Origin of the sequence: Aneurinibacillus thermoaerophilus, assembly GCF_900099925.1 — a bacterium.
In the GTDB taxonomy this organism is placed as follows: domain Bacteria; phylum Bacillota; class Bacilli; order Aneurinibacillales; family Aneurinibacillaceae; genus Aneurinibacillus; species Aneurinibacillus thermoaerophilus.
On the sequence record NZ_FNDE01000004.1, the window covers coordinates 1 to 24,612 of the forward strand.

25 protein-coding genes and 2 pseudogenes are annotated in these 24,612 nt (G+C 46.0%); 3 read left to right on the plus strand and 24 right to left on the minus strand.

Going from position 1 to position 24,612, the window contains the following annotated elements:
• Positions 1–178: pseudogene (locus BLR88_RS18930) on the plus strand (IS110 family transposase); the annotation flags it as partial.
• Between the two features lie 147 nt (positions 179–325).
• Here BLR88_RS18930 and plsY read toward each other — a convergent pair.
• The 20 genes and pseudogenes from plsY to BLR88_RS03355 all read right to left on the minus strand — a co-directional run.
• A complete protein-coding gene (gene plsY / locus BLR88_RS03265) occupies positions 326–922 on the minus strand; it encodes a glycerol-3-phosphate 1-O-acyltransferase PlsY (protein WP_236781882.1) in 597 nt (198 codons plus the stop codon).
• Between the two features lie 17 nt (positions 923–939).
• Positions 940–2,256 carry a ribosome biogenesis GTPase Der gene (gene der / locus BLR88_RS03270; protein ID WP_057899317.1) on the minus strand — a complete coding sequence of 439 codons (1,317 nt, stop codon included), beginning with the start codon at positions 2,254–2,256 and terminating at the stop codon, positions 940–942.
• An 82-nt stretch (positions 2,257–2,338) separates the two neighbouring features.
• Positions 2,339–2,533 (minus strand): capping complex subunit for YIEGIA, encoded by a 195-nt coding sequence (locus tag BLR88_RS03275; RefSeq protein ID WP_057899318.1) that lies wholly within the window; start codon positions 2,531–2,533, stop codon positions 2,339–2,341.
• 3 nt (positions 2,534–2,536) lie between these two features.
• Positions 2,537–3,430, minus strand: coding sequence for a YIEGIA family protein (locus tag BLR88_RS03280; protein WP_302846656.1), 894 nt, complete (start codon positions 3,428–3,430; stop codon positions 2,537–2,539).
• A 3-nt stretch (positions 3,431–3,433) separates the two neighbouring features.
• Complete coding sequence (locus tag BLR88_RS03285) at positions 3,434–4,060, minus strand: YphA family membrane protein (protein WP_057899320.1); 627 nt, start codon at positions 4,058–4,060, stop codon at positions 3,434–3,436.
• Positions 4,061–4,202: 142 nt separating this feature from the next.
• Positions 4,203–5,255 (minus strand): type 2 isopentenyl-diphosphate Delta-isomerase, encoded by a 1,053-nt coding sequence (gene fni, locus BLR88_RS03290; RefSeq protein ID WP_057899321.1) that lies wholly within the window; start codon positions 5,253–5,255, stop codon positions 4,203–4,205.
• Between the two features lie 19 nt (positions 5,256–5,274).
• Positions 5,275–6,465, minus strand: coding sequence for a 30S ribosomal protein S1 (gene rpsA, locus BLR88_RS03295; RefSeq protein ID WP_057899322.1), 1,191 nt, complete (start codon positions 6,463–6,465; stop codon positions 5,275–5,277).
• 217 nt (positions 6,466–6,682) lie between these two features.
• The gene (locus BLR88_RS03300; protein WP_057900370.1) at positions 6,683–7,288 is read right to left on the minus strand and encodes a lysophospholipid acyltransferase family protein; all 606 of its coding nucleotides are present in this window, start codon (positions 7,286–7,288) and stop codon (positions 6,683–6,685) included.
• Between the two features lie 8 nt (positions 7,289–7,296).
• The gene (gene cmk / locus BLR88_RS03305; RefSeq protein WP_204244868.1) at positions 7,297–7,971 is read right to left on the minus strand and encodes a (d)CMP kinase; all 675 of its coding nucleotides are present in this window, start codon (positions 7,969–7,971) and stop codon (positions 7,297–7,299) included.
• Between the two features lie 169 nt (positions 7,972–8,140).
• Positions 8,141–8,332, minus strand: a complete 192-nt coding sequence (locus BLR88_RS03310; protein WP_139184899.1) for a hypothetical protein — start codon at positions 8,330–8,332, stop codon at positions 8,141–8,143.
• Between the two features lie 58 nt (positions 8,333–8,390).
• Complete coding sequence (ypeB, locus tag BLR88_RS03315; RefSeq protein ID WP_057899325.1) at positions 8,391–9,740, minus strand: germination protein YpeB; 1,350 nt, start codon at positions 9,738–9,740, stop codon at positions 8,391–8,393.
• A 110-nt stretch (positions 9,741–9,850) separates the two neighbouring features.
• Positions 9,851–10,018: a hypothetical protein gene (locus BLR88_RS19365; RefSeq protein WP_175493549.1), complete on the minus strand. Its 168-nt coding sequence runs from the start codon at positions 10,016–10,018 to the stop codon at positions 9,851–9,853.
• Positions 10,015–10,710, minus strand: a complete 696-nt coding sequence (gene prsW, locus BLR88_RS03320; RefSeq protein ID WP_057899326.1) for a glutamic-type intramembrane protease PrsW — start codon at positions 10,708–10,710, stop codon at positions 10,015–10,017. The genes BLR88_RS19365 and prsW overlap by 4 nt, the downstream gene beginning before the upstream one ends.
• A 178-nt stretch (positions 10,711–10,888) precedes the next feature.
• The gene (locus tag BLR88_RS03325; RefSeq protein ID WP_057899327.1) at positions 10,889–11,869 is read right to left on the minus strand and encodes a YpdA family putative bacillithiol disulfide reductase; all 981 of its coding nucleotides are present in this window, start codon (positions 11,867–11,869) and stop codon (positions 10,889–10,891) included.
• 137 nt (positions 11,870–12,006) lie between these two features.
• Complete coding sequence (locus BLR88_RS03330; protein WP_057899328.1) at positions 12,007–13,305, minus strand: Glu/Leu/Phe/Val family dehydrogenase; 1,299 nt, start codon at positions 13,303–13,305, stop codon at positions 12,007–12,009.
• A gap of 351 nt (positions 13,306–13,656) precedes the next feature.
• A complete protein-coding gene (gene ptsP, locus BLR88_RS03335; protein WP_057899329.1) occupies positions 13,657–15,393 on the minus strand; it encodes a phosphoenolpyruvate--protein phosphotransferase in 1,737 nt (578 codons plus the stop codon).
• 34 nt (positions 15,394–15,427) lie between these two features.
• Positions 15,428–15,688 (minus strand): HPr family phosphocarrier protein, encoded by a 261-nt coding sequence (locus BLR88_RS03340; protein ID WP_057899330.1) that lies wholly within the window; start codon positions 15,686–15,688, stop codon positions 15,428–15,430.
• Between the two features lie 216 nt (positions 15,689–15,904).
• On the minus strand, positions 15,905–16,765 hold the full coding sequence (gene glcT / locus BLR88_RS03345; RefSeq protein WP_091259929.1) for a glucose PTS transporter transcription antiterminator GlcT: 861 nt from the start codon (positions 16,763–16,765) through the stop codon (positions 15,905–15,907).
• A gap of 93 nt (positions 16,766–16,858) precedes the next feature.
• Positions 16,859–18,178 carry a glucose-6-phosphate isomerase gene (locus BLR88_RS03350; RefSeq protein WP_057899332.1) on the minus strand — a complete coding sequence of 440 codons (1,320 nt, stop codon included), beginning with the start codon at positions 18,176–18,178 and terminating at the stop codon, positions 16,859–16,861.
• A gap of 20 nt (positions 18,179–18,198) precedes the next feature.
• Positions 18,199–18,465, minus strand: a pseudogene (locus BLR88_RS03355) (6-phosphofructokinase); the annotation flags it as partial.
• 485 nt (positions 18,466–18,950) lie between these two features.
• Between BLR88_RS03355 and ptsG the strand changes: the two are divergent.
• Entirely contained in the window at positions 18,951–20,987 is a 2,037-nt protein-coding gene (ptsG, locus tag BLR88_RS03360; RefSeq protein ID WP_091259932.1) for a glucose-specific PTS transporter subunit IIBC, read from the plus strand.
• Between the two features lie 114 nt (positions 20,988–21,101).
• Here the strand turns inward: ptsG and BLR88_RS03365 are convergent, their stop codons facing one another.
• The 4 genes from BLR88_RS03365 to BLR88_RS03375 form a co-directional block, all read right to left on the minus strand.
• Positions 21,102–21,698 (minus strand): genetic competence negative regulator, encoded by a 597-nt coding sequence (locus BLR88_RS03365; RefSeq protein ID WP_057899335.1) that lies wholly within the window; start codon positions 21,696–21,698, stop codon positions 21,102–21,104.
• A gap of 169 nt (positions 21,699–21,867) precedes the next feature.
• Positions 21,868–22,002: a hypothetical protein gene (locus BLR88_RS20315; RefSeq protein WP_257721572.1), complete on the minus strand. Its 135-nt coding sequence runs from the start codon at positions 22,000–22,002 to the stop codon at positions 21,868–21,870.
• Between the two features lie 54 nt (positions 22,003–22,056).
• Positions 22,057–22,263: a helix-turn-helix domain-containing protein gene (locus tag BLR88_RS20510; protein ID WP_082706048.1), complete on the minus strand. Its 207-nt coding sequence runs from the start codon at positions 22,261–22,263 to the stop codon at positions 22,057–22,059.
• A complete protein-coding gene (locus tag BLR88_RS03375; RefSeq protein WP_057899336.1) occupies positions 22,263–23,063 on the minus strand; it encodes a GTP pyrophosphokinase in 801 nt (266 codons plus the stop codon). The genes BLR88_RS20510 and BLR88_RS03375 overlap by 1 nt, the downstream gene beginning before the upstream one ends.
• A gap of 303 nt (positions 23,064–23,366) precedes the next feature.
• Between BLR88_RS03375 and BLR88_RS03380 the strand changes: the two genes are divergently transcribed.
• Positions 23,367–24,494, plus strand: coding sequence for an alpha/beta fold hydrolase (locus BLR88_RS03380; RefSeq protein WP_091259992.1), 1,128 nt, complete (start codon positions 23,367–23,369; stop codon positions 24,492–24,494).
• Positions 24,495–24,612 lie beyond the last annotated feature (118 nt).

The following is a 24,612-nucleotide window of genomic DNA, read 5'->3' on the forward strand; positions in this document are numbered from 1 at the left end:
CTCGGTAAAACGGTATGAACCGGAGTTTCGGGATTACTACCAGAAAAAGTATCGTGAAGTACCGAAACATCAACACAAAAGAGCCCTCGTTTTAACGGCAAGAAAACTTGTGCGTTTGATCGATGCGCTGCTACGCAACGATCAAATCTACACGCCTGGAAGGAAGGTGAATCGATAGAGGAAAAGCCCCTCTATTGAATCCTTCATTATATTTCCAGTTTTTAACTATGAAACTGGGTTTTTTAAGTGCTGCCTTTTTTCGATAAATGAGGCATCTTAATTTCCAATTTCGTAGTTTGAGGAACTTGACATATTACCGCAGGACTTACGCTTTCTTCTCTCCCAGTTTCCGCTCTGTCCCTTGAAGCAACCGCTTAATGTTTCCGACATGACGCATGTAGCCAAGAATAGCGATCATAAATGTTCCGGCAATATAAACAAAAGACGCGCCTTGTGTCAGTAAAATGATAGGAACAAGGGTAAAGAAAACAAGTGAACCGAGTGACACATAGCGTGTAATAGCGATAACAACTATAGTAACGGCCACAGCAATAAGCGCTGGAACAGGGGTCAGAGCAAGCAACGTACCAATGGTGGTCGCCACGCCTTTGCCGCCGCGAAACCCGAAAAATACAGGCCAGTTATGACCGACAATCGCAGCGATCCCGGACAGCACAATCACCCAATCGTTTCCTTTGGTCAGCCAGCTTGCTAGACCGAAGGCAATCGCGCCTTTAGCCGCATCAAGCAAAAGCACGGCAATGCCCGGGCCTTTACCAAGCACGCGCAATGTATTCGTCGCGCCCGCGTTGCCACTACCGTGCTCCCGGATGTCAATTTTTGCAATTTTTTTCACTACAAGAATACTAAAGCTCACTGAGCCCAGCAAATACGAAAGTAGAATGACAACCGCTCCCATCATCGGCTCTATCTCCTCTCCTATTCGGACTTGTTTCGCACAAGAATGCGAATCGGAGTTCCTTCCAGTGGAAACGCTTCTCTAATCTTGTTTTCCAGGTAGCGCTGATAGGAAAAGTGCATCAATTCTTTATCATTGACAAACAACACAAGCGTTGGTGGCTTAACAGATACTTGGGTCGCGTAGTTAATGCGCAAGCGGCGTCCTTTATCGCTCGGCGGCGGCGTTACTGTCGTCGCTTCCTGAATTAAATCATTCAGCACAGGAGTGGCGATACGAAACGCATGCTGCTCCGCCACTTGAGCCACTTTCGGCAAAATAGTATGAACACGCTGCTTTGTTTTCGCTGATACAAACAAAATAGGCGCGTATGATAAATACTTAAATTCTTGACGGATTTCAGCAACAAACCGATTCATCGTCCGTTCATCCTTTTCGACTGCATCCCACTTGTTAACGACAATGATAACGCCGCGCCCTGCTTCATGCGCATACCCAGCTACTTTTTTGTCCTGCTCGATAATCCCTTCTTCCCCGTTGAGCACAACGAGCACAACATCAGAACGTTCCATCGCGCGGAGCGCGCGCATCACGCTGTACTTCTCCGTCGATTCATACACTTTTCCCCGTTTACGCATACCGGCTGTGTCAATTAATACATATTCCTGACCTTCAAACATAAACGGCGTGTCAATCGCGTCGCGCGTCGTGCCTGCAATATCGCTCACAATCACACGTTCTTCCCCGAGCAACGCGTTTACAAGCGAAGATTTGCCGACATTTGGCCGGCCGATAAGCGAAACGCGAATCACGTCCTCATCGTATGCATCCTCTTCATGTTCTGGAAAATGCTTTATGACCTCATCCAACAAATCACCGATTCCCGTCGCATGAGCGCCGGATACCGGATACGGCTCACCGACACCGAGCGAATAAAATTCATAAATATCGTGCAAGCGCTTTGTGTTATCGATCTTGTTGACCGCAAGTACAATCGGCTTCTTCGAGCGAAATAGCATGCGAGCCACGCTCTGATCTTCCTCGGTAATGCCGACGGTACCGTCTACGACAAAGATGATGACATCCGCTTCATCGATCGCCAGTTCAGCCTGATGCCGGATGGAATCAATAAGAGCGTCATGATCGTCAAAGGCGATGCCGCCTGTATCAATTAAATAAAACGATTTGCCGAGCCATTCCGCTTTGCTGTACAGGCGATCCCTTGTTACACCGGGCACGTCTTCGACAATCGCCAATCTCTCCCCTACAATTCGGTTAAACAGCGTCGACTTACCAACATTCGGCCGGCCGACAATTGCTACTACAGGATTTGCCATAACTTACTACCTCTCTTTTTCAATATCTCTACTATCATAGAATGAATTGTAAGGACAGGCAAGACAAACGGGAAGACGCCCGCTACGAATGTTTGACAATAATTAGCGTGTCAGGCGTGATTTCATGCGCTATCCCATCAAGAATTTTCTCCAGCGTAAACGCAATTTGCTGCAATTCTTTTTCCTGCTTGGCATAAAAAATCGGCGCGCCTCCGCCAACATGGGTTCGATCTGTCGTAATAATAGCAAGAATGTATTTTTCAAGTGAAATGGACACCGCCTAACGTGCCTCCTTCCCTCGTTGGTTAACATCAGCCGCGCGAGGCAGGCGAATCGCACTGTCCAGCACCGGTACTTGGGATATGGTTTCTAAAATTTTACTTCTATCTTTTTCTTCAGGTAGAAGGAAAATACCGAGTTTGCCATTCTTCATATTCCGCTTGGCCAGCGGAACAAGCGCCGGTTCACCGGAATCACGATATACACCGTGAATCGCCGACACGTCATGCAGAATGGCTTGGCGCTGACCCAAATTAGAAATAGTGATCAGGCTATTGGCGTTTTTTGGCGTGATAACAATTCCGACCCCGTGTCGGCGAATCTCCTCACGATCCGACCTAAGCCCAATATTCATAATATAAATATCATCAACATATAAATTCGGGCCGTCGAGGGTCACTTCCCCTTCAGCAATATCGGCAATTTGCCCGATTACTTTTCCCGACATAAGCCAACCGTTTATAAAAAACATAAGGATGCCCCCCAAAACCCCTGTCCATACCGATACTTTAAGGATAATCAATGTAACCACGAGCGAGGTAAGCATCACAAGATAATTGCGTCCTTCAAATGCCTGGGCAATGCCTTCGATATAAGAGACACCGCGCGGCACAAGTTCCATGTTGTCCAACTGTTGCAGCATGTTTCGTTCCATGTTTCGTACATCACGGAATTGCTGAGCGGCCAACCCGAGAAATGTCACCGCCGTCCAGTCGGCCTTCAGAATAGCCGGAATTACTACCGAACCGATAAGCGCGGCAATAAACCCAAGCGCCAAATGGATGATCCGTCCATGCGGATAGGTCGGATATTGCCGATAGTCCGTGCGCAGCATATACACGCGGGCGGCTACCCCAAACAGCACCCCCAACGTCACTGGAATGACATAATCCACCTCTTATCGCCCCCTCTTCACAAGAACTTTGCGCATGAGGGACATACTTATGCGAAGGCAAAAGAATAAAACAGAATGCAACGCCATACCGACAAGAAGCGATAAAACAAGCATATCGCGAAAAATGAATCCACCCAGTGTAACGGAAGGCGCGTACGAGTATAAGAAAAACTGCACCAAAACTTCCATAAGACAAAGCCCAAAACCGATAATTATAAAAGCCTGTTCTGGTTTTCGGGTCATAAAAGGTGCAAGCGAAGCAGCCACGCCGGCAACAAGATACACTTCATCCGCCACCTGAAGTATCGGATCTATCATCAACATATACCGGAACAAAAACAGCGTAACGCCGCAAAGCAGAGCGGCGGTAAAAGAATATTGTCGTATGTCGCGTTCCTGCCTGCTCCATAAGGCAAAAAAGAAAACAAAGGGCAACAAAAATGCACCAACACTGCATGCTCCCATCCCGAATGGAATAAACCAGCCGCTCGTCAGATAGAAAACGCCAAGAAGGATAAAAAATGTGCGCGCTTGGATGCGCAGACGCGAAAACAAAGCGTCCATGGTACCCATCCAGCTAAACACCAAAATAAAGAACAAGCAAACGAACGATAAATATCCCGGATTCATAGTCGATTCCCCTTTTTGCGTTTCTGTCTGTATTATTGCCGAAAAGCGGGAAAAACAAGACACAAATGCTATAAGAAAAAGTAAAAGCCATCCGAATGATTGCTTCGGATGGCTTTTTTTCTTCCTTTCTTTGTCTGATGACTTATTTCTTCCTTTTCGCCAGCGCGGCGCAGTCAATGCCACGGAGAGTGGCCCAATGGTACGTTTCACCTGTAATGACAAGCGGAACTTGCTGCAACATAGCAATGGTTGGTGCACCAAGCGCCGTCATGATGATCGTAAGCTGTTCATGCAGGCTATGCACATATTTGACCGCTTCTTCCGTCCGGCCTTCTACCGCATAGCGAAGGAACGCGCCAGCTATGCCGACACAAGAAGCGCCAAGCGCCAGACAGCGGGCAATATCAAGACCGTTCTTTATGCCACCGGTTGCCACAATATCGGGCTTTTCGGAAAGCGATGCGACTTCAAGCAGGCTCGCCGCCGTGGAAATGCCCCATTCATTCAGCATATCAAGCGGCTGTACCCGGCGCATGTTTTCAATACGTGCAAAATTCGTACCGCCACGCCCACCAACATCAATTGCGGCCACACCGCATTCTGCAAGCTGTTTGGCCGCTTCCTGCGACATACCAAACCCGACTTCCTTAACGATTACCGGTACGTCAAGGACAGATACAATCTCTTCAATGCGGCGAAGCGCCCCACGAAAATCCCGCTCGCCTTCTGGCATAATTAACTCCTGCATCACATTCAGATGAATTTGCAGCGCGTCCGCTTCGATCATTTCTACCGCGTACCGCGCCATATCCGGTGTTGCTTCCGCGCCCAAATTGGCAAACAAAAGACCCCGCGGGTGCTCCTGGCGCGCAATCCGATATGTATCGACAAGCGAAGGATCTTTCACGGCTGCCATTTGCGAGCCGACTGCAAGCGCCAACCCTGCCTCCCGGGCCAAAATACCAAGCGACTGGTTAATGTTGTATGTTTCTTTTGCACCGCCTGTCATCGCGTTTATAACAATCGGCGAACTCAATGCGAGTCCGCCGATCGATGTCCTTATATCCACCTGTTGCATCGTGAGATCAGGCAAGCAATTATGAACGAACTTCACATCATCCAATCCATGGGTTTCAGATTGGCCCGTCGCCAGCGCATGTTCTACATGTTCTCGTTTTCGTGAAGTTCTTGACATTGCGCCCCTCTGTCATCTATTAAGATTTAAATTTTTTAAGCAAGTCGCTCATATTGCCCATGCGATCAGCAATAGTAACACTCATGCTGCCAGGCGCATTTTCTTCCACCTGGTAAGCGGCTACTTCTTTTTTCACTTCTTGCTTCTGCTTTTCATCCAACGCTTCGCGAATGCTTAGGCTCATCCGTTCTTCGCTCGGATTGAAGTCCAGAATTTTTACGTTAACTTCTTCGCCTTCTTTTAGCACTTCATCCGGCGTGCCGATATGGCGGTTGGCAATTTGTGAAATATGAACAAGCCCTTCTACGCCAGGCGCTACTTCGATGAACGCTCCGAAGCTTATAAGACGTTTCACGGTTCCTTTTACAACATCACCTGCTTTGAACTTGTCAGCTGCCTGTTCCCATGGACCCGGTAACGTCGCCTTAATACTCAAGCTAATGCGTTCGTTTTCTTTGTCCACTTTCAACACTTTTACTTTGACTTTCTGGCCTTCTTTCAGTACATCAGCCGGCTTTTCGACATGGTGCCAGGCAATTTCGGAGATGTGAACCAAGCCATCTACACCGCCCACATCCACAAACGCACCAAAATCGGTCAGACGTTGTACAGTTCCTTCAATAACAGAACCTGGTTCAAGGCTCTCAAGCACCTTTTGCTTCTGCTTATTCGCTTCTTCTTCAAGCACAGCACGGTGAGAAAGGATAACCTTGTTCTTTTCCTTATCTAGTTCAATAACTTTAACGGAGAGAGTTTTTCCTTTGTAGTCAGAGAAGTCTTCCACAAAGTGACGCTCCACATGTGAAGCTGGAATGAAACCGCGCACACCAAGGTCGACCACCAAGCCGCCTTTTACAACGTCAGCAATAACTACACCGAACACTTCTCCAGATTCGAATTTTTTTTGCAGCTCGCCCCAAGCTTTTTCCGCGTCAACCGCGCGCTTGGACACGATCATCTCGTCTTTTCCCTGATCAATGCGAATCACTTTCACCTGAATTTCTTGACCTTCAGAAAGAACATCAGCTACTTTTTCGATATGAAGGCTGGATACTTCGCTGATTGGAAGGATGCCATCATACTTATAGCCTACATCAACCAAGGCTTGTTTCTCATCTACACGGGTTACGGTTCCAGTCAATACCTGATTAACCTCCACCCCTTTCAAACCTTGTTGACCATTCATTCCCATTTGATTTTCCTCTACCATAGACCATACCTCCTTGAAATAAAAGCCATTCATAACAATAAATGCTTCTTGCTTCCCAAAAAGGAACAACAAGCAATTATAACAAACAGCAGCATATTTATCTTAGCTTACCAAAGTTATCTATAAGAGCGCTAGTGCCAAACATGCTAAATTGCGAACCTGCACCTTCCTTGGGTAAGCGAAACAACTTACAGCTTGAACGAAATAAAAATTCGAATTACGCACGTTTTTTATGTATGTCCATAAGCGCCTGAATTTCGCGTCGGATGACTTCAGCGGCGTACTGCGTGCGTTCCCCGCTTTCTTTCCCCGCCACCTCGGCAACTATATCAATAGGCTTGCCATAAATAATTGTGATTGGACGAAATAAGCGGTACGGGCCGATAATCGCAACCGGTACGACACGAACACCAGCTTTTAACGCGATCATAGCCGCACCTGGAAGCACTTTGCCCACATCGCCTGCGCCTGCCCGGTTCCGCCTGCCCTCTGGAAAAATTCCGAGCACTTTTCCTTGATTGACTACCTCCAGCGATTTGCGAATCGCCTGACGATCGCCAGCCCCTCGCTTCACCGGAAACGCGCCGAAATTCCTGATAAGCCAGGAAAGCACCGGCACCTTAAAAAGTTCCTGCTTGGCCATGAAATGCACCTGACGTTCGATGCCGCAGCCGAGCAGAACTGGATCCCAGTTACTGATATGGTTAGCGCACAACACGATCCCTTCGCCATCCGGAATGTTTTCCCGCCCAATTACACGCCAGCGATATACGCTCGCGAAAATCCCGCGAAAAAGCGAGCGAAAGAAAGGATATAAATGAATGCCCACTGTTACGCTCTCTCCCCAACTTTTTCTCGGTGCAACTCGACGATGCGATCAACCACCTGTTCGATGGTTAACCCCGTTGTATCGACCAGCACAGCGTCTTTCGCCTTTTTAAGCGGAGCCGTCCTTCGCTCGCTATCTTTACGGTCACGCTCGGCAATATCGTGCAGCAGTTGACTATAATCGACCGTTATCCCCTTCTGCTCCAACTCCTGAAAACGGCGCCGTGCCCGTTCTTCAATCGACGCAGTCAAAAAAATCTTCAGTTCTGCGTCCGGCAATACCGCCGTTCCGATGTCGCGTCCGTCCATAACGACGTCCTGTGTACTGGCCATTTTTCGCTGCATTTCTACTAGTTTCTCCCGCACGAGCGGATGTGCCGCTACCGTGGATACACACCGGGTCACTTCAGGCGAGCGAATCGCTTCCGTTACGTCTTCGCCATCCACATATACGCGCTGTATGCCCTTCTTCGTTTCAAGCGTAAGATTCATTTTATCCAGCAGCTCACGTAGGCCATGTTCATCCTCTACTGAACACCCCTGTTTAAGCGCTGTCAGCGTCACAGCTCGATACATAGCACCAGTGTCAACATAAAGCACACAGAGCCGCTTCGCCACAAGCTGCGCTACTGTACTTTTCCCGGCTCCAGCCGGTCCATCAATCGCAATTTTCACAATACCATCTCACCCTACCTATACGCCTGCTACATGCTTTATATTATGCTAATAAACAAAAAAGCAGGGCGTGCCTGCTTCTTTCTTTTGTATTTGATTCAAACTAAGCGATAGTGTTAATTAAGGATAGCGGGCAACATGCTATTCAATTACTTTCATAGTAACATAGCCCTCAGGGGGATGCAATGCCTTCCAGTCTCACCGTATCGACAAGAAAGTAGCGAACAGAATCGAATGCAAGCAGGAACTGACTGGCCAAAAGAAGCACCCATCCCCCTACAATCGCTATGGTAAGCCACTTCTCAACCCAAGCGGCTAAGAAGATAAAACGCTTCTCATATGCCGTATCCTTGCTTCGCCTCACGCGCAACACTCCTTTCTGTGTTTCCAAGTATTGCCGCGCCTATCCGCCTTTATTCCTCCTAAAGAGCGATCGCTTTGATTTTTTCTATTTTCACTTCTTCTCCGGTAGACGCGTCTATATACACGCGGTAACGATCTTGACCTAATCCTCCGTAAAACTCATATGCCTGCACCTCTTGGCCGCTCTCGTTTTCAATTACGGCGAGCCTTGCTTCCTTCACTTTAAGACCCGGATTCACTTTCGCGCGCGCCTGCGCTTCTGTCAAGCCCGGCTTCGCAAGTGTACGCGGACGATGGTTAAGCAAATAGCTTTCACCTTGGAAACCGAGAACGTCCCCTTTGTCAAGCGCCACTTTAACCGTCACCGTATCCGGATAAATGCGTATATCTCCTTGTTTATACACATATGTAAATACCGCAAGTCCTTCATATTGGCCGTACGATACTGCCTCCATGGAACGGTATCCGCGCTCAGCAAGATAACGATCCGCCTTTTGTTTTGCTTCTTCAATCTTTAATTTTTTCGCCGTTACATCGCGTTCGTCTAGTACCCAGACAACTTTGCCTCCTTTTTTCGCAACATCCACATGTACAGGAGTGGGATCGCCTTTGCGTACAATACGCACGCTGAACGATTCATAGTCTCTGCCGCTGCCATTATCAACTACCGTCGCTTCCGCAAGCTGCGCGGGCGTAATGTTGACAAACGCAAGCGCTCGCTTTTTTGCTTCTTCGGCAGTGACTGGAGTTCCTTTTATCGATTGAATCTTTAGCTTGCGGGCAGCGTTCAGGCTGCCAATCCCGGAACCGAAATCGACATCTTTGTACCCTCCCACACTTTTGTCAACGACTTTTAATCCGTCGATGATTGTATTGTCTTCTTGCTTCTCTTCAGTGGCCAGCGCCGACTCGACATCCATCCAACGCAAATGCTTATCGATGACGGCGGTCTGCACCTTTTGCAGCTGGCTTTGTATTTCTTGAGAATGGCGATACAAAGCTTGCAGTGTTTTGTATTCTTTGTCTGACAGAGGCTTTTTTTCCAAATCGCGCACTGCGGTTTGGTAGCTAAAATCCGCCACATTGGCAAGAAACTTTTGCGTCTGGTTAAACGGAAGTAATGTAAGCGGCAGTTGCCCCACGTCATTTTGCGCAGAATAAGCAAGACGCCATACGTTCGTCAAACACGGGGTGAGCTGCTGGCGCGAATTGACAGCAATTGTTTTGCCCAGCTCATCCTGCAGTTTGTCGATATGATAATTTAAGTTATGAAACGCACGTTGATATTGGTTTTCTGCTTTAATGAGCACTGAATTTTTCTCTTGGTTTTCTTGGTATCCCCACATCCCGGCGCCGATAGCCCCGACCGCGAGAATGGGCGCCAACACGCCCGCAATTTTCCAATACATGTCCGCATCACCTTTCCTTGTATGCCTTTGCACCTGTTCTTGGTAGTAGTGTGAGGAAAGAGATGCTTATTTATGCAACAAAGCGAAAAGGAGAATCCTCCCTTTCGCTTTTAGATCGGTTCGGAACGAATATGAAGTTTTTCTTTGTTGCTGCAAATACATTGTTTAAACCCTGTTTCGACTTTTCCGTTTTTCTCGCGAGTACCGCGCAAAACGTAGCGTTCACCGCAAACCGGACAATAAATGGTGACTTTGCACCGCTCCCGTTCTGTCGTCATATCTTTTCCGCCTCCTCTTGCTCATAGTGTTGCCCAAAAGCGGCAGCGATAGACCTGTTAAGTGCAGCCCGGCTGCGTTTAATAGCGACCATCCACAAAAACAGCATAAACGGAATCATAAGCCACGGCCAAACCGTTCCCCCAACCATGAGAATGAAATCATACGTACCGTGCAAAAGCACAGGAATAAAAAGGCTGAGCACCAAAAACCAACGCTGTTTAGAAGCAGGAGAAAACTTTGCTTTGCCGAGGTAGTATCCCATCAGTACGCCGAACAGCCCGTGGCTTGATACAGGAAGTAACGCCCGGTAAAACGCGGTCGATACTCCATGGGATAACAGGTAAAAAAAGTTTTCCAGCGTAGCAAATCCGAGCGAAACAGCGACCGAGTACACGATTCCATCGTACGGTTCGTCAAACTCCACATGCTTGTATACCGTGTAATAAATAATAAACCATTTAAAAAACTCTTCCAGAAATCCAGCCGAAAAATAAGCCTGTGCAAACACGCCAAGATGAAGCTCTTCCTGAAATCCAAACTGCACAACCATCACGGGAAAAACGAGCAAAATACCCATGATAAAGCTTTTGACAACCATATGAAGCGGTTCTGTTTCGTATTTGTCTTTTAGATAAAAATAACTTAAAATAGCAATACCAGGAGCAAGCGCAGCTCCCACGGTCGATAACATAGCTTTCGACTCCCTTTGTTTCCGGTTCTCCTTTTATCATGGTACCACGTAATATTGATGAAAGAAATATTTAAGCACACTGCAATCACATTTTCAGACTACCAATTAACTTTGCAAAAAACGAGATGGCCAAACGTTCGTGCCATCTCGTTTTTCCCTTCTGGTAACTTCGTATCTGCTACCCGGCCATCCGGCGGGAGATTTCTTGCGCAAGAATCCCACCATGAAAACGACCGTTTTCAATAAAAATTACATTCGCGTCATTCCCCGCCGCAATGACTCCGGCAATAAAGACGCCAGGCACATTCGTTTCCATCGTCTCCGGATTATGTTCCGGCTCCCCCGTTTCTTCATGCACCTTAACGCCTAGCGCGTTAAAAAACGTGCGATCCGGTCGATAACCTGTCATCGCGAATACAACCTCATTCTCAAGCTTTATTTCCTCACCGTTCCGCACAACCACAATGTGGTCTTCATGAATACTTTTCACTTCTGTATTAAACATGGCCTTGATCCAACCTTTGTTTACCATCGATTCAAATACAGGCCGCACCCATGCTTTAATGGAAGGAGAATACTCCCCTCCGCGATAAATCCATGTTACATCTGCTCCCGCACGGTACAGATCCATCGCCGCGTCCACCGACGAATTTTTGCCGCCGATAACAGCCACTTTCATACCGTGGTATGGGTGCGCCTCTTTAAAATAATGCGATACCTTCGGCAGGTCTTCGCCGGGTATATTCATATAGTTCGGATTATCATAATATCCCGTCGCGATCACGACAAAGCGGGTCCCGTACTCGGCACGCACGCCGTTTCGCTTGGTTGTGCGCACCGCAAACGTTCCATCTGTTCGCCTCTTGATCTCCTCCACTTTTTCATATGTACGAATGCGCAACTTACGGCGTTCAGCCACTTCACGATAATAAGCAAGCGCCTCCTGACGCGTCGGCTTTTCATGAGAGATGATAAACGGTATGTCCGCAATCTCCAGCAACTCCGGTGTACTAAAGAAGTTCATAAATGTAGGATATCCGTAAATCGAATTCACAACGCACCCTTTTTCGATAATAAGCGGGTCGATGCCTCTTTTCTGCAGTTCGGCAGCCGCCGACATGCCGCATGGTCCTGCGCCGACAATAATGACCTGTTCCATGTTTACTCTCCCTCCTGCGACTCCATTTACCTTTTTGCCGATCTTTTGCAATTCGAAATCAAAAAACGAGTTCTTTTTCGTAAATACAAAAATCCCCTACAATCTACATTGTAGAGGATTTTGTCCGTCTATTTCAATTAGATCCAGCCACGGAACTGGCATGCTTCCGCCATTTTGCGAACGCCCACCATATAAGCAGCGAGACGCATATTTACGTCACGCGTCACGTGAATATTGTACACGTTATTGAAGGCGCGTACAAGCACTTCACGCAGACGGGACTCTACTTCTTCCTCTGTCCAGTAGTACCCTTGATTGTTTTGTACCCATTCGAAATAGGATACCGTTACACCGCCGGCGCTTGCCAATACGTCCGGCACGAGCAGGATACCACGCTCGGTCAGGATGCGAGTCGCTTCAAGCGTAGTCGGCCCGTTTGCAGCTTCAACGACAATTTTCGCTTTAATGTTGTGCGCGTTTGCAGCAGTAATTTGGTTCTCGATTGCGGCCGGCACAAGAATGTCGCAATCCAGTTCAAGTAGCTCTTTGTTCGTAATCGTATTGCTGAACAGTTTTGTAACCGTGCCAAACGAATCACGGCGATCAAGCAAATATTCGATGTCAAGACCGTTTTCGTCGTACAACGCGCCGTATGCGTCAGAAATACCGATAACTTTTGCACCTGCATCATGCATAAATTTCGCTAGGAAGCTTCCTGCGTTTCCAAAGCCTTGTACAACTACTCGGGCACCTTGCAAATCAATGCCTTTTTTCTTAGCTGCTTCCTCGATGCAAATGGTTACCCCTTTCGCCGTTGCTGTTTCACGTCCTTGAGAGCCGCCCAGTACAATCGGTTTACCCGTGATAAAGCCCGGAGAATCGAATTCGCGAATGCGGCTGTACTCATCCATCATCCACGCCATAATTTGCGAGTTGGTGAATACGTCCGGCGCCGGAATATCTTTTGTCGGCCCTACAATCTGGCTGATGGCACGCACATAACCACGGCTCAGGCGCTCTAATTCACGGAAAGACATTTCACGCGGATCGCAGATAATACCGCCCTTTCCTCCACCATAAGGCAGGTCAACGATCCCGCACTTCAAACTCATCCAGATGGAAAGGGCTTTTACTTCATCTTCTGTTACATCAGGGTGAAAGCGCACCCCGCCCTTTGTCGGCCCTACCGCATCATTATGCTGGGCCCGGTAACCGGTAAATACCCTTGTCTCACCATTGTCCATGCGTACCGGAATACGTACGGTAAGCATGCGCATTGGCTCTTTCAGGAGTTCATACATTTCTTTCGGATACCCCATTTTTTCAAGGGCTTCAGCAATAACCGTCTGTGTTGCCTTAAGCACATTCAGGTTCTCTTGCTGCTGTTCTGCGCTCCCATTCGCAGAAGTTTCGGTTACCACATCTTTTTCTCCCATAACTTACCACCTCAAAAATTGTTCATAAGTCGGTAACAACGACATAGCCAGTATAACTCTTTCTCTTACGTTTTGGAAGGTGTAAATCTGGCTTTTTCACTATGAAATCAAAAAAAGTATGTTTTAAAACCAAAAATTATGTTTTTTTATAAACAAATATTTAAAAAAATACACCTGTTTATTTTTATATTTATTGCTATTTACTGATTACAAATAAATAAACAGTATGACATATATCTATCAGCAAGCATGAAATATAAACTTTTTTAGTTTTTTCGTTTTGTCTTTCCTATATCCTTCATCACCACATGAAAAAAACGAGAGCACGATCTCGCGTCTCGTTTTTTATGCTTATCCTCTAATTTCTGCAATTTCAGGTACGTTGCGCTTCACAAACGCCATAATCTCCTCAGCTGTTCCCAATTCAAGCGCTTGCTCTGCCAGCGATTGTAATGCCGTACGGTTCAGCTTATGAATCAAGGCACGTGCAGGCAATACAGAGCTCGTGCTCATGCTGAATTCGTCCAGCCCCAAGCCGAGCAGAAGCGGAATGGCCGTAAGATTACCTGCCATTTCACCACACATACCTGCCCATTTCCCCTGGCTGTGTGCCGCCCGAATCACCATCCGAATCAGGCGCAACACCGCCGGATGGAACGGCTGCGCTAAATATGATACACGTTCATTCATGCGATCCGCTGCTAGCGTATACTGCACCAAATCATTTGTACCAATGCTGAAAAAGTCTACCTCTTTTGCCAGCTGGTCTGCAATCATCGCAGCCGCAGGCACCTCCACCATCATTCCAACTTCCATCTTTGGATTATATGGAATACCTGAAGCATCCAGTTCCTGTTTTACTTCCGTAAGCAACTGGTTCGCCTGACGCAATTCTGTCAGTGTCGCAATCATCGGGTACATTAATTTAACATTTCCATGTACGCTCGCACGCAAAATGGCACGCAGTTGAGTTTTAAATATCCCCGGCTGATCCAGACACAGGCGAATGGCCCGATAACCAAGGAACGGATTCATTTCTTCCGGTACATCGAGGTATGGCAATTCTTTATCGCCACCAATATCCAATGTACGAATCACAACTGGACGCGCGCCGAATGTTTCCGCTACCGCCTTATATGCCTCATATTGCTCTTCTTCAGAAGGCAATCCGATGCGACCCATATACAAAAATTCCGTCCGATAGAGACCGACGCCCTCCGCCCCGTTTTTCTTCGCTCCGATTGCATCATGAAGGTTTCCGATATTGGCTACTACCTCGACATGATGTCCGTCGGCAGTGATGGATGGTTCATCTTTCAACTTCTTCAATTCCGCAAGGTAAGCCTCGTATTTCGCCTGCTTGTCCCGATACAGAGAAGCGGTCGCTTCATCAGGGTTCTGATACACAACCCCTTCATTTCCGTCCACAATTATATAATCTCCCTGCTGAATGACAGACGTAATCTCTTTCAAGCCGACAACAGCAGGAATTTCCATCGAACGTGCCATAATGGCCGAATGAGACGTACGTCCACCGATATTGGTGGCAAATCCAGCCACTTTCTCCCGATCCAGCTGCGCAGTATCAGATGGTGTTAAATCGTGTGCCAGCAGCACAACCGGTTCGGCAAAATCGGCCAGCGACTGGCCTTCGATGCCTGCCAGACGTTGCATGACACGACCACTAACATCGCGAATGTCCGTTGCTCTTTCCCGCATATATTCGTTGTCCATGCTTTCAAACAACATAACAAAGCTGTCCGTTACATCCTGCAATGCCGCTTCTGCATTCAACAACTCATTCTTGATTTTATCCTTGACCGCACCGATGTACTCCGGATCTTGCAATACAAGAATATGAGCGGAGAAAATTTCCGCTTCTTCATCTCCTACTTTTTTACGCACCTGTTCGCGGATGCCTTCCAACTCACGAATAGCCTGCGCCACTTCTTCCTCGAAACGAGCGATTTCCCCCGCTATTTCAGCCGCGTCCAGTGCGCGGCGTTCCACTTCTACTTTGGCTTCATGCAGCAAAAAAGCAGGGCCCATCGCATATCCGGAAGCTGCGGCGATTCCTGTCCATTTCATCACTGTATATCTTCCTCTCCCGCCTGTCTTTTCTTTACTCTAAGACGGACTCAATGATTTCACCTACTGCTTGCAATGCTTCCTGTTCTTGTTCACCTTCCGTTACAACTGTAAGAGTTTCTCCCTGACGAATCCCCAGCGACATAATACCCATAATGCTTTTTGCGTTCACTTTTTTATCGTCTTTAATAATTGTGACTTCACATGGAAACGCGCTTGCTTTTTGCACCAGCATCATTGCAGGTCTTGCATGAAGACCGGAAGGATTTTTTATTGTAAATACTTTTTCTGCCATTTTATATACCTCCTATACACTAGCGTTGCATAAAAACGAGAGCGAACAGTTTTTAATGCAACGCTACTAACCTCCTAAAAAATACGGAATATGATACCGCTTTCTTCTCCCACAAAAATAAAAAAGCACGAGAAAATCACCTGCTTTACGATTAACGGATCGCAATTGCAGGAAACTTACTCATGCCTGGTCGAACCAGTCACACGTACCGATATTTTATGGAGTTGTAACATGATTAATCATTCGCTGAATGTGTAAGGTTAAATAACTTGCTTCAGCTTCTGGAACGGTTAATTGTAGCTCATTCTGCATAATTTTTACCAACTTATAACTTAAACTATAACATATCGGATATTCTTTACGCAACAATTCGCTCAATGGATGGTTCTCACCGAGGCCAATTCCTTCTTCCGCCCGTTGAATGGCAAACCGTAAATGCGTAAGCAAACGGGCATAATCAAAAGACGTTTTATCGATTTCAATCTCCAGTTCAGATTCAATAGTCTGAACCAGACGGGAAATTAACATAGAGGAACGATTGATTCTGCTTAAACTCTGATTTTCGCGAACACTGTGTAGATGCAGAGCAATGAAACCGATTTCATCATCAGGAATGGTCATATTCAACCCTTCTTCCAGCATACATACTCCTTCGTGAGCCAGTTCATATTCGTAGGCATACAGGCTGCGTACTTCATGTAAAAACGGATTATGAATCTGGATTCCCTGCCGCAACCGCTTCACCGCAAATGAAATATGATCCATCAATGCCAACATAAACCAATCGCTCATTTTCTTATCCAGCTTTTTTTCTAGATATTGAACATATTCATTCACCACTCGAATTACATCTTCGTCCGCTTCTGAAAACATGCATATTACTCGCTCTTTATTTTCTTCTGTAGAAAGAACGAAAACTTTCTCAATAGCTGCTTGGCTAGTAATGATTTCCCCTTTGGCTTTCTGAAAGCCGATGCCTTTGCCTAACAGAACTACTTCCCGTTTTTGCTCATCACGGGCAACTAGCGAGTTATTGTTTAATACACGTTTAATCTCATAACGTTTTCCATTGCCCATACCACTTCATCCTTGTCTCCTCGTCTCCTCATTCTGATGAATGCATTGTAAAACATGGCTCACAGAGAACGCAATGATTTTGCTTTCTTCCGCTTACTTTGCGCCCGGCTTTCCAAGCAAAGCAAACATATTTTTTTTATATGCGTCTACACCCGGTTGATCAAACGGATTGACCCCAAGCACATAACCGCTAATGCTACATGCTTTTTCAAAGAAATAAACAAGTTGACCAAAATAGTAAGGTGTTGCTTCCGGAATGTTAATCTTCAAATTCGGTACGCCGCCCTCCGTATGGGCAAGCATTGTACCCTCACACGCTTTTTCGTTTACCTCATGCATTGTTTTATCCACAAGGTAATTCAGCCCATCAAGATCATCGCTTGATTCCGGAATCGCAAGCTGCGTATGCGGTGTCTCTATCCAGAGGGTTGTTGCAAACATATCACGTCGTCCATCCTGCACGTACTGTCCGAGCGAGTGTAGATCGGTAGTAAAATTCATGCTGACCGGAAATAACCCCTTCCCATCTTTTCCTTCACTTTCCCCGAATAATTGCTTCCACCATTCCGCAACATACTGCAAAGAAGGCTCATAGTTTACGAGCAGCTCAATGCTTTTTCCTTTGCTGTAAAAAATATTACGAATGGCCGCGTACTGGTATGCAGCGTTGACGTTCATATCTAGCTGGCTGTACAGCTTAACTGCGTCAGCGGCTCCTCTCAGCATGTCGTCAGTGTCAATTCCGGCTACCGCGATTGGCAATAGACCTACCGATGTTAACACGGAATAACGCCCGCCAATCTCATCCGGTACGACGAATGTTTCGTATCCTTCTTGCTCCGCCAGTTGTTTCAGCGCACCCTTTGCTTTATCCGTCGTCGCAATAATCCGTTGTCTTGCTCCTTCTTTACCATAGCGCTTCTCTAGTAAGTTGCGGAACAAACGAAACGCAATGGCCGGTTCCAGCGTCGTACCGGACTTCGAAATCACGTTTACGTATACTTCCTTGTCCTGTACCATCTGCAAAAGCTGAGCCGTATACGCCGCACTCATATGGTTGCCGACAAAATAAATTTTCGGTCCTTTCCGCTGTTCTTTTGGCAGCTGGTTATAGAAAGCTGGGCGTAACATTTCCAAAGCGGCCCTCGCCCCCAGATAGGAACCACCGATACCGATAACAATCAGCATATCTGCCTTCTCGCGAATATTTGCACTCGCTTGTTTTAGGCGCTTATATTCTTCTCGATCGTAGGAGTGCGGCCAATCTACCCAGCCTGTATATTCATGGCCTACCCCCGTTTTCCCATGAAGCATGTCATGCGCCCGGCGCACGTCCGGTTCCATATATTCCAGTTCATGCCGTGTGAAAAACTCCCGCGCTTTACTGTAGTCAAACGTAATTTGTTTATTCACCAAATAGCCTCCTTCTGTCTGTCAAATCCAAGCGTCGTCTCTGTTCCCGGAATGTCGTTGTCAATGGTACCCGGAATTCCGATTGTCGGTAACCCTTTTTCGGAAAGTTTTTGTGCACCTCGAAAAGAACCATCTCCCCCGATAACAACAAGCCCTTCAATGCCTTTTGCACGAAGCTGTTCAATTCCTTGCTGCTGTCCTTCATCCGTTTTGAATGCTTCACAACGGCTGCTGTACAGAATGGTTCCTCCGCTATTTTTCGCATCACGCTCACCCTTACTTTTCATATATTGAAGTAGCTAAAAAATCCATCTTCATAGCAGCATGTGCCCGTATTCAGCTTTTCTTTTTCCTGTCTCCCACAATTATAACGAGACTTACTTTATCCCTCTTATATGTTTTTCACCCCACGTTCATGGATAAATTTCCTATAAATGATAATACATGTTTACTATAAAGTTTATACGTAAAATCTGTCAATTACGTCAATTACATTAAAAAGTAATTGCAAAAAAAGAAAGCCTGTACTATATTATTTTTCATAAAGCGCCCGAGTTCGCTTTTGAAAACGGATTCAAAAACTTCACACTAAAAATCATTTACACGATCCATGACGTGTTACTGTGTTCGACCAGGCATGAGTAATGGAAAGCATGTAGAATATATCACTGTTTTTTTATAGAACAGTATCTGTATATTCTACCTACTTTCTATTGCTCATGCCCTTTTTTGCGTGGTGGCATCCGTGTAAAGGAAAAGGAGGAACATAAGCATGTTTAAGAAGGCTTTTGGCGTATTGCAACAAGTTGGTAAATCACTCATGCTTCCTGTTGCCATTTTGCCTGCTGCCGGTATTTTGCTAGGTCTCGGTAACGCACTGCAAAATCCGTCATTATTGGAAAGGCTTACATTCTTAGCATCACCAGCCTTCCAGATGGTTTTCAAGGTGATGGAGCAAGCTGGAGATGTTATCTTCGGCAATTTGGCCCTGCTTTTTGCCGTTGGTGTTGCCGTTGGCCTGGCAGGCGGTGAAGGCGTAGCCGGAATCGCTGCCATTATCGGTTTTCTAGTCATGAACAAGACAATGGGGGTTCTCCTGAATGTAACGCCTGAAACAATAACACAAAGCAAAGGGTATGCCATGGTGATGGGTATTCCTACCTTACAAACTGGCGTATTCGGTGGAATTATCATCGGTCTGTTGGCTGCCTTTATGTATAAAAAATACTCCAACTTTGAACTCCCCCAATTTTTAGGATTCTTTGCCGGAAAACGCTTTGTACCAATTGTGACAGCTGCTTCCACTCTTGTGCTGGGCATTATCATGATTTTTGTATGGCCGCCGATTCAAAATGCACTGAACACATTCTCGCACAGCATGATCGATTCGAATCGAACACTCGCAGCCTTTGTTTTCGGTCTAATTGAGCGTTCTTTAATTCCATTCGGACTCCATCATATTTTCTATGCACCGTTCTGGTTCGAATTCGGTGAATATGTGGACAAAGCGGGCCAGGTCGTTCATGGGGATCAAAAAATCTTCTTCGCTCAATTGAAAGACGGTGTAGAACTTACAGCCGGTACATTCATGACAGGAAAATTCCCCTTCATGATGTTCGGACTTCCGGCCGCCGCACTGGCAATGTACCATGAAGCGCGTCCTGAGAAACGCGCACTCGTTGGTGGTATTTTAAGTTCTGCGGCACTAACGTCATTTCTAACAGGGATTACAGAGCCAATCGAGTTTACATTCTTATTTGTTGCCCCTGTTTTGTTTGCGATACATGCAGTGTTTGCCGGTCTTTCATTCATGGTTATGCATCTCCTGAATGTAAAAATCGGGCTAACATTCTCCGGAGGTGTCATTGACTATATCCTGCTTGGGATTATCCAAAATCGCACTGACTGGTGGTTAGTCATTCCGGTAGGTCTTGTATTCTCTGTCATTTACTACTTCGGGTTCCGTATTGCCATTCGCAAATGGAATTTAAAAACACCCGGACGTGAAGGAGAAGAAACAACCAATCAAGAGAACGCATCCGCAAATCGTTTTGCGACTGGCGTATTGGCAGGACTTGGTGGAAAAGAAAACATCAAGCATTTAGATGCATGCATTACACGCTTACGCGTATCTGTGAATGACATTAAAAAAGTGGACAAGGAAAAACTAAAGCAACTTGGTGCGGCTGGCGTACTCGAAGTTGGCAATAACATTCAAGCCATCTTCGGTCCAAAGTCCGACCAGTTGAAAGAACAAATTAAGGATATAATGGCAGGTAAAATCCCAACAGAACCTGTTTATGTAGAAGAAATAGCGCCACTTCCTGTAGATGCGTCACTATCGGGCGAAAACACAGAAGCTGCATTTATTATGCCAATCGATGGGAAAGTGGTAGACCTGAAAGATGTACCTGATCAAGTCTTCTCACAAAAAATGATGGGCGATGGTTTCGCGATTGAGCCGGATAACGGAGAAGTCGTATCACCGATAGACGGAACGGTTACTACGCTATTCCCGACGAAGCATGCGGTCGGCCTTCTGGCTGACAATGGTCGCGAAGTTCTGATTCACTTCGGAATCGACACGGTCAAATTGCAAGGAGAAGGCTTTGAAGCGCTTGTGGAACAGGGTGCGAAAGTCAAAGCCGGACAACCTTTGCTTCGTGTAAACTTAAATGAAATCAAAGGCAAAGTACCGTCAACGATTACACCGATTATTTTCACAAACCTTTCCGGTGAAAAAGTTATCGTGACACCTGGCTCGCACGTAAAACGCGGCGAGAAAAATGCCGTTAAACTTACAAAATAATCTTACTGTATAAAAACTTGGCTGGCACCTACAAATAGTGCCAGCCTTCATTATTTTTATAAAGATAAGAAAAGCGCATGGAAACATGCCATGCGCTTCGCTTTTTATGCACAATCAGCTGAAATATCGGCAGAAAACTTTCACCGCATCTCCATCTACAATTACTTTTCCGTATTCTTGTAAGACGTGCTTAGTTAGGGTGGAAGCTTCGCCGTACTCCGATAGCAAAGCTATGAAATCATTGTATTCATCTCGAGGTAGATCGATTTCTTCGAACACAAGGTAATAGCGCCCGTTGTACGCGTACGCGCTGCCGCCGTCAATCAATTTGGCGTTAACGCGATGCGCAAGCGCAATCAAATGCTCGAAGTCCTGAAATACATACACAATATCTTCACTTTCTTCCAATGTGACCTGCATTTCATATATGTCATCGTAGTCCATATCATCCATGTCATCATGTACCTCGGTCTTGCCGCGCGTTACAATAACAACCATACCCTGGGCCGGCAGGGAGAATACTTCGACTGCCACGGGTCCATTAACCGTAAACCCCACTTCGTCTTGAGCCTGATTCATCATATCATTGAAAAGTTCGTGCACTTTTGGAATGTCACGCCACATATCATCCTTTTCAATTCCTCGTTCCATCAGGTCATCGAATGTTAAAAAGATTCTTATTTTATCCTGATTCAGACGTTCAACGCGCATTATGACCCCTCCCTCCGCAAATTCGGTGGTAGTATTACAATACGTTGCATGATCCTCTTTTGTTCAAAAATATTATGCGACTTTTTTAATGATAACATGGAGTGAAAGCAAGGTACAAGGTGGGAGAAGAAAAAATATGAGACAGAGACATAAACGCAAGGCTAGAATTTCATAATTCTAGCCGCGAAATCCCCCACACCATTGCGATAGCAATAAGCGCTCCGATGATAAACGAAACAAGCATGCCCGCGCCGTACGAATTCGGTTCGTCTTCACAATACTCTTTCCTTTCATCGCGGTTCATTGCCTACCCACCTTCCTATATGTATGCATAAAAATGTATTTCTTTTTAGTATGATCATCTCCCCTCTTTTCTATATTCTTTTATCAAAAATTGAACACTCCCACCACTGTTGATTGTACGTCCGTACCATTCCACTTTGTATTCCAGCATCCGGCGAAATTCCGACCATGATACATCGGCCAAGGCATCATTCCACAAAGCGAGGAAATGGTTGAACACGAATCGGGAACATCCGATAATACGATAAAAAACACCCGACATCAGTCGAGTGTTTCGACTTCTTGCAACTTTGCCTGAATGGTGCGGGAAAGCTGCCTGAGCTCTACCACATCACCCCGCGCCCGCATCCGGCGGAACTGGTTTTGAAACTCTGTCGCTTCCACCACAAACCCGCGCTGATACAAACTTTGAATCCCCTGCAAAATGCGAGAGACGATATTTGATTTGTATTCGAACATTTGCTGAGCATCTCGGATTTCGTCACGGATTTCCGACATCTCCGTATCAAGTAAATACGCCGCTTCGGCTGTTGTTCGCAACCTTTCTTTGATATCTTCGGGAATATTACCTTCGTACTTATAGTTTAACGAATGCTCTATGGTTGCCCAGAAATTCATCGCCAGCGTTCGTATTTGGATTTCGGCCAATATTTCTTTTTCACCCTGTGATGTATGCACAGGATACTTAATGATAATATGATAGCTGCGATAGCCGCTCGGCTTCTGGTTTTTTATATAGTCTTTTTCGTAGACGATGGTCATATCTTTGCCGTTACGTTGGCGAACAAGCTCTACCACACGATCAATATCCTGTACAAATTGGCACATGATCCGGATACCTGTAATATCCTCTACTTCTTCCAGACGGTCCATCGGAATTCCAAGCTTTTGCGCCTTTTCTAGAATGCTTGAGATTTTTTTGATACGACCTGTTACGAATTCAATCGGTGAATATTCATTTTTCTTTTTTAATTCTTTGCGAATACCTCTAAATTTTACTTTCAATTCCTCAACTGCCTGTTCGTAAGGAATGAGGAACTCTTCCCAGCTTCTGTCATCCACCAGATTGTCTTCCCCCTTCAACTGCCGCTATCCTTCTGTATTTTACCATACTCTTCTCAAAATGAAATCGTGAATTTGCCTGTATTTTTCTATACCCTACTATACAAGAGGAAAAACCAAAATATTACATATAAACAAGATAAGAGATAAGAAAAAACACCAAACTTCTCCGCAACATCGGCTTGGATAGCAAATGTTCTATAATGCGTCCCCTTATTTTTCATCTCTTGTATAATAATAGAAATGACGACAAAATTATACCGGCGAACAGGCCAAAAAAAGGAGGAGCTGCGCGTCATGACAATGGAACACATAAAAAAGCAGGCATTTTCATTGGAAAGTTACCGCTTAGAATGCGGGGAAAGTATTCCGGTAACGATCGGATTTGAAACATACGGTAAATTAAACGCTGAAAAAAGCAACGCGGTTCTTGTCTGTCATTTTTTCAGTGCGACAAGCCATGCGGCTGGAAAATACAGTCCGGAAGATACAGAACCAGGTTGGTGGGATGGACTCATTGGCCCTGATAAAGCGATCGATACGAATGAATACTTTGTTATATGTTCTGACACATTATGTAATATCCAGTTAAAAAATCCGCATGTCATTACAACCGGGCCAAGTACAGTTAACCCAAAAACAGGAGAAAAATATGGCCTTTCGTTTCCAAGCTTTACTTACCGGGATATGGCAGGCATTCAGCGCGAACTAATCCGTTCGCTTGGCATTGAACGGCTGGTGGCGGTGCTTGGTCCATCCGCTGGTGGAATGCAGGCGCTCAATTGGGCGGTTCATTATCCGGAAATGATGGATGCCTGCATCGCGGTCATCAGCGGTGCGCAGACACCTGTGCTTACATCGCTCGCTTATTTGCAGTCAGCAATCGACGCGATTACGCTTGATCCAAAGTGGAAAAACGGGCAGTATGCAACGGGAGAAGAGCCGGAGGATGGGCTGCGCTTGGGACTCCAGTTAATGCACCTGGCTGCTTTCCACTATGGATGGTATGATGAAACTTTTCCACGCCACGCGAAACATGATGTTATTTCTACTTATGACAAAGCCCCTCCTTTTACAGAAAAGTTTAAAAAAGCGGTATCTGAACGTATGGCTTTATATGATGCCAATCATTATATTTACACCGCACGTGCCGCAATGATGCATGATATTGCCCGTGGGTTCGCTTCCCTTGAAGAGGCGCTGGGGCGAATTCAGGCGCGCGTATTAATGATTCCGTGCACATCGGATTTGTTATTCCCGCCGCAGTATAGCCGTCATGTGGTAGAAATCATGAATCGGCAAGGAGGGTGTGCGTCGTACTATGAAATCGACAGTCCGCACGGTCATATGGCGGGAGTACTGGATACGCATTTATTCGCCGAACCGCTCGCAGCATTTTTAGGAGGAAAAGAAGGCGGGATAATAGGATAAAATAAAAAAACGAAATATAAAGTGAGTACCTTATGTCCCGTTTTAGATTGCAAACAAACTCCCTCGTTGCCATTGGCAGTGGAGGGAGTTTATTTGTAATCTAAAGTCCGAGCCAGAA

What these genes read in the sequence shown, in the direction of transcription:
- rpsA (WP_057899322.1), bottom strand. Translation starts at nt 6,465, where the DNA reads ATGGTAGAGGAAAATCAAATGGGAATGAATGGTCAACAAGGTTTGAAA.
- prsW (WP_057899326.1), bottom strand. Translation starts at nt 10,710, where the DNA reads ATGTTATCGACCGTGGGAGCTGCGCTTGCTCCTGGTATTGCTATTTTA.
- BLR88_RS03285 (WP_057899320.1), bottom strand. Translation starts at nt 4,060, where the DNA reads ATGAATCCGGGATATTTATCGTTCGTTTGCTTGTTCTTTATTTTGGTG.
- fni (WP_057899321.1), bottom strand. Translation starts at nt 5,255, where the DNA reads ATGTCAAGAACTTCACGAAAACGAGAACATGTAGAACATGCGCTGGCG.
- BLR88_RS03330 (WP_057899328.1), bottom strand. Translation starts at nt 13,305, where the DNA reads ATGGGAGAAAAAGATGTGGTAACCGAAACTTCTGCGAATGGGAGCGCA.
- BLR88_RS20510 (WP_082706048.1), bottom strand. Translation starts at nt 22,263, where the DNA reads ATGTCGGGTGTTTTTTATCGTATTATCGGATGTTCCCGATTCGTGTTC.
- BLR88_RS03365 (WP_057899335.1), bottom strand. Translation starts at nt 21,698, where the DNA reads ATGCGCGTTGAACGTCTGAATCAGGATAAAATAAGAATCTTTTTAACA.
- BLR88_RS20315 (WP_257721572.1), bottom strand. Translation starts at nt 22,002, where the DNA reads ATGAACCGCGATGAAAGGAAAGAGTATTGTGAAGACGAACCGAATTCG.
- der (WP_057899317.1), bottom strand. Translation starts at nt 2,256, where the DNA reads ATGGCAAATCCTGTAGTAGCAATTGTCGGCCGGCCGAATGTTGGTAAG.
- ptsP (WP_057899329.1), bottom strand. Translation starts at nt 15,393, where the DNA reads ATGAAATGGACAGGAATCGCCGCAGCTTCCGGATATGCGATGGGCCCT.
- ypeB (WP_057899325.1), bottom strand. Translation starts at nt 9,740, where the DNA reads ATGTATTGGAAAATTGCGGGCGTGTTGGCGCCCATTCTCGCGGTCGGG.
- BLR88_RS03380 (WP_091259992.1), top strand. Translation starts at nt 23,367, where the DNA reads ATGGAACACATAAAAAAGCAGGCATTTTCATTGGAAAGTTACCGCTTA.
- ptsG (WP_091259932.1), top strand. Translation starts at nt 18,951, where the DNA reads ATGTTTAAGAAGGCTTTTGGCGTATTGCAACAAGTTGGTAAATCACTC.
- BLR88_RS03340 (WP_057899330.1), bottom strand. Translation starts at nt 15,688, where the DNA reads ATGGCAGAAAAAGTATTTACAATAAAAAATCCTTCCGGTCTTCATGCA.
- glcT (WP_091259929.1), bottom strand. Translation starts at nt 16,765, where the DNA reads ATGGGCAATGGAAAACGTTATGAGATTAAACGTGTATTAAACAATAAC.
- plsY (WP_236781882.1), bottom strand. Translation starts at nt 922, where the DNA reads ATGATGGGAGCGGTTGTCATTCTACTTTCGTATTTGCTGGGCTCAGTG.
- BLR88_RS19365 (WP_175493549.1), bottom strand. Translation starts at nt 10,018, where the DNA reads ATGACGACAGAACGGGAGCGGTGCAAAGTCACCATTTATTGTCCGGTT.
- BLR88_RS03325 (WP_057899327.1), bottom strand. Translation starts at nt 11,869, where the DNA reads ATGGAACAGGTCATTATTGTCGGCGCAGGACCATGCGGCATGTCGGCG.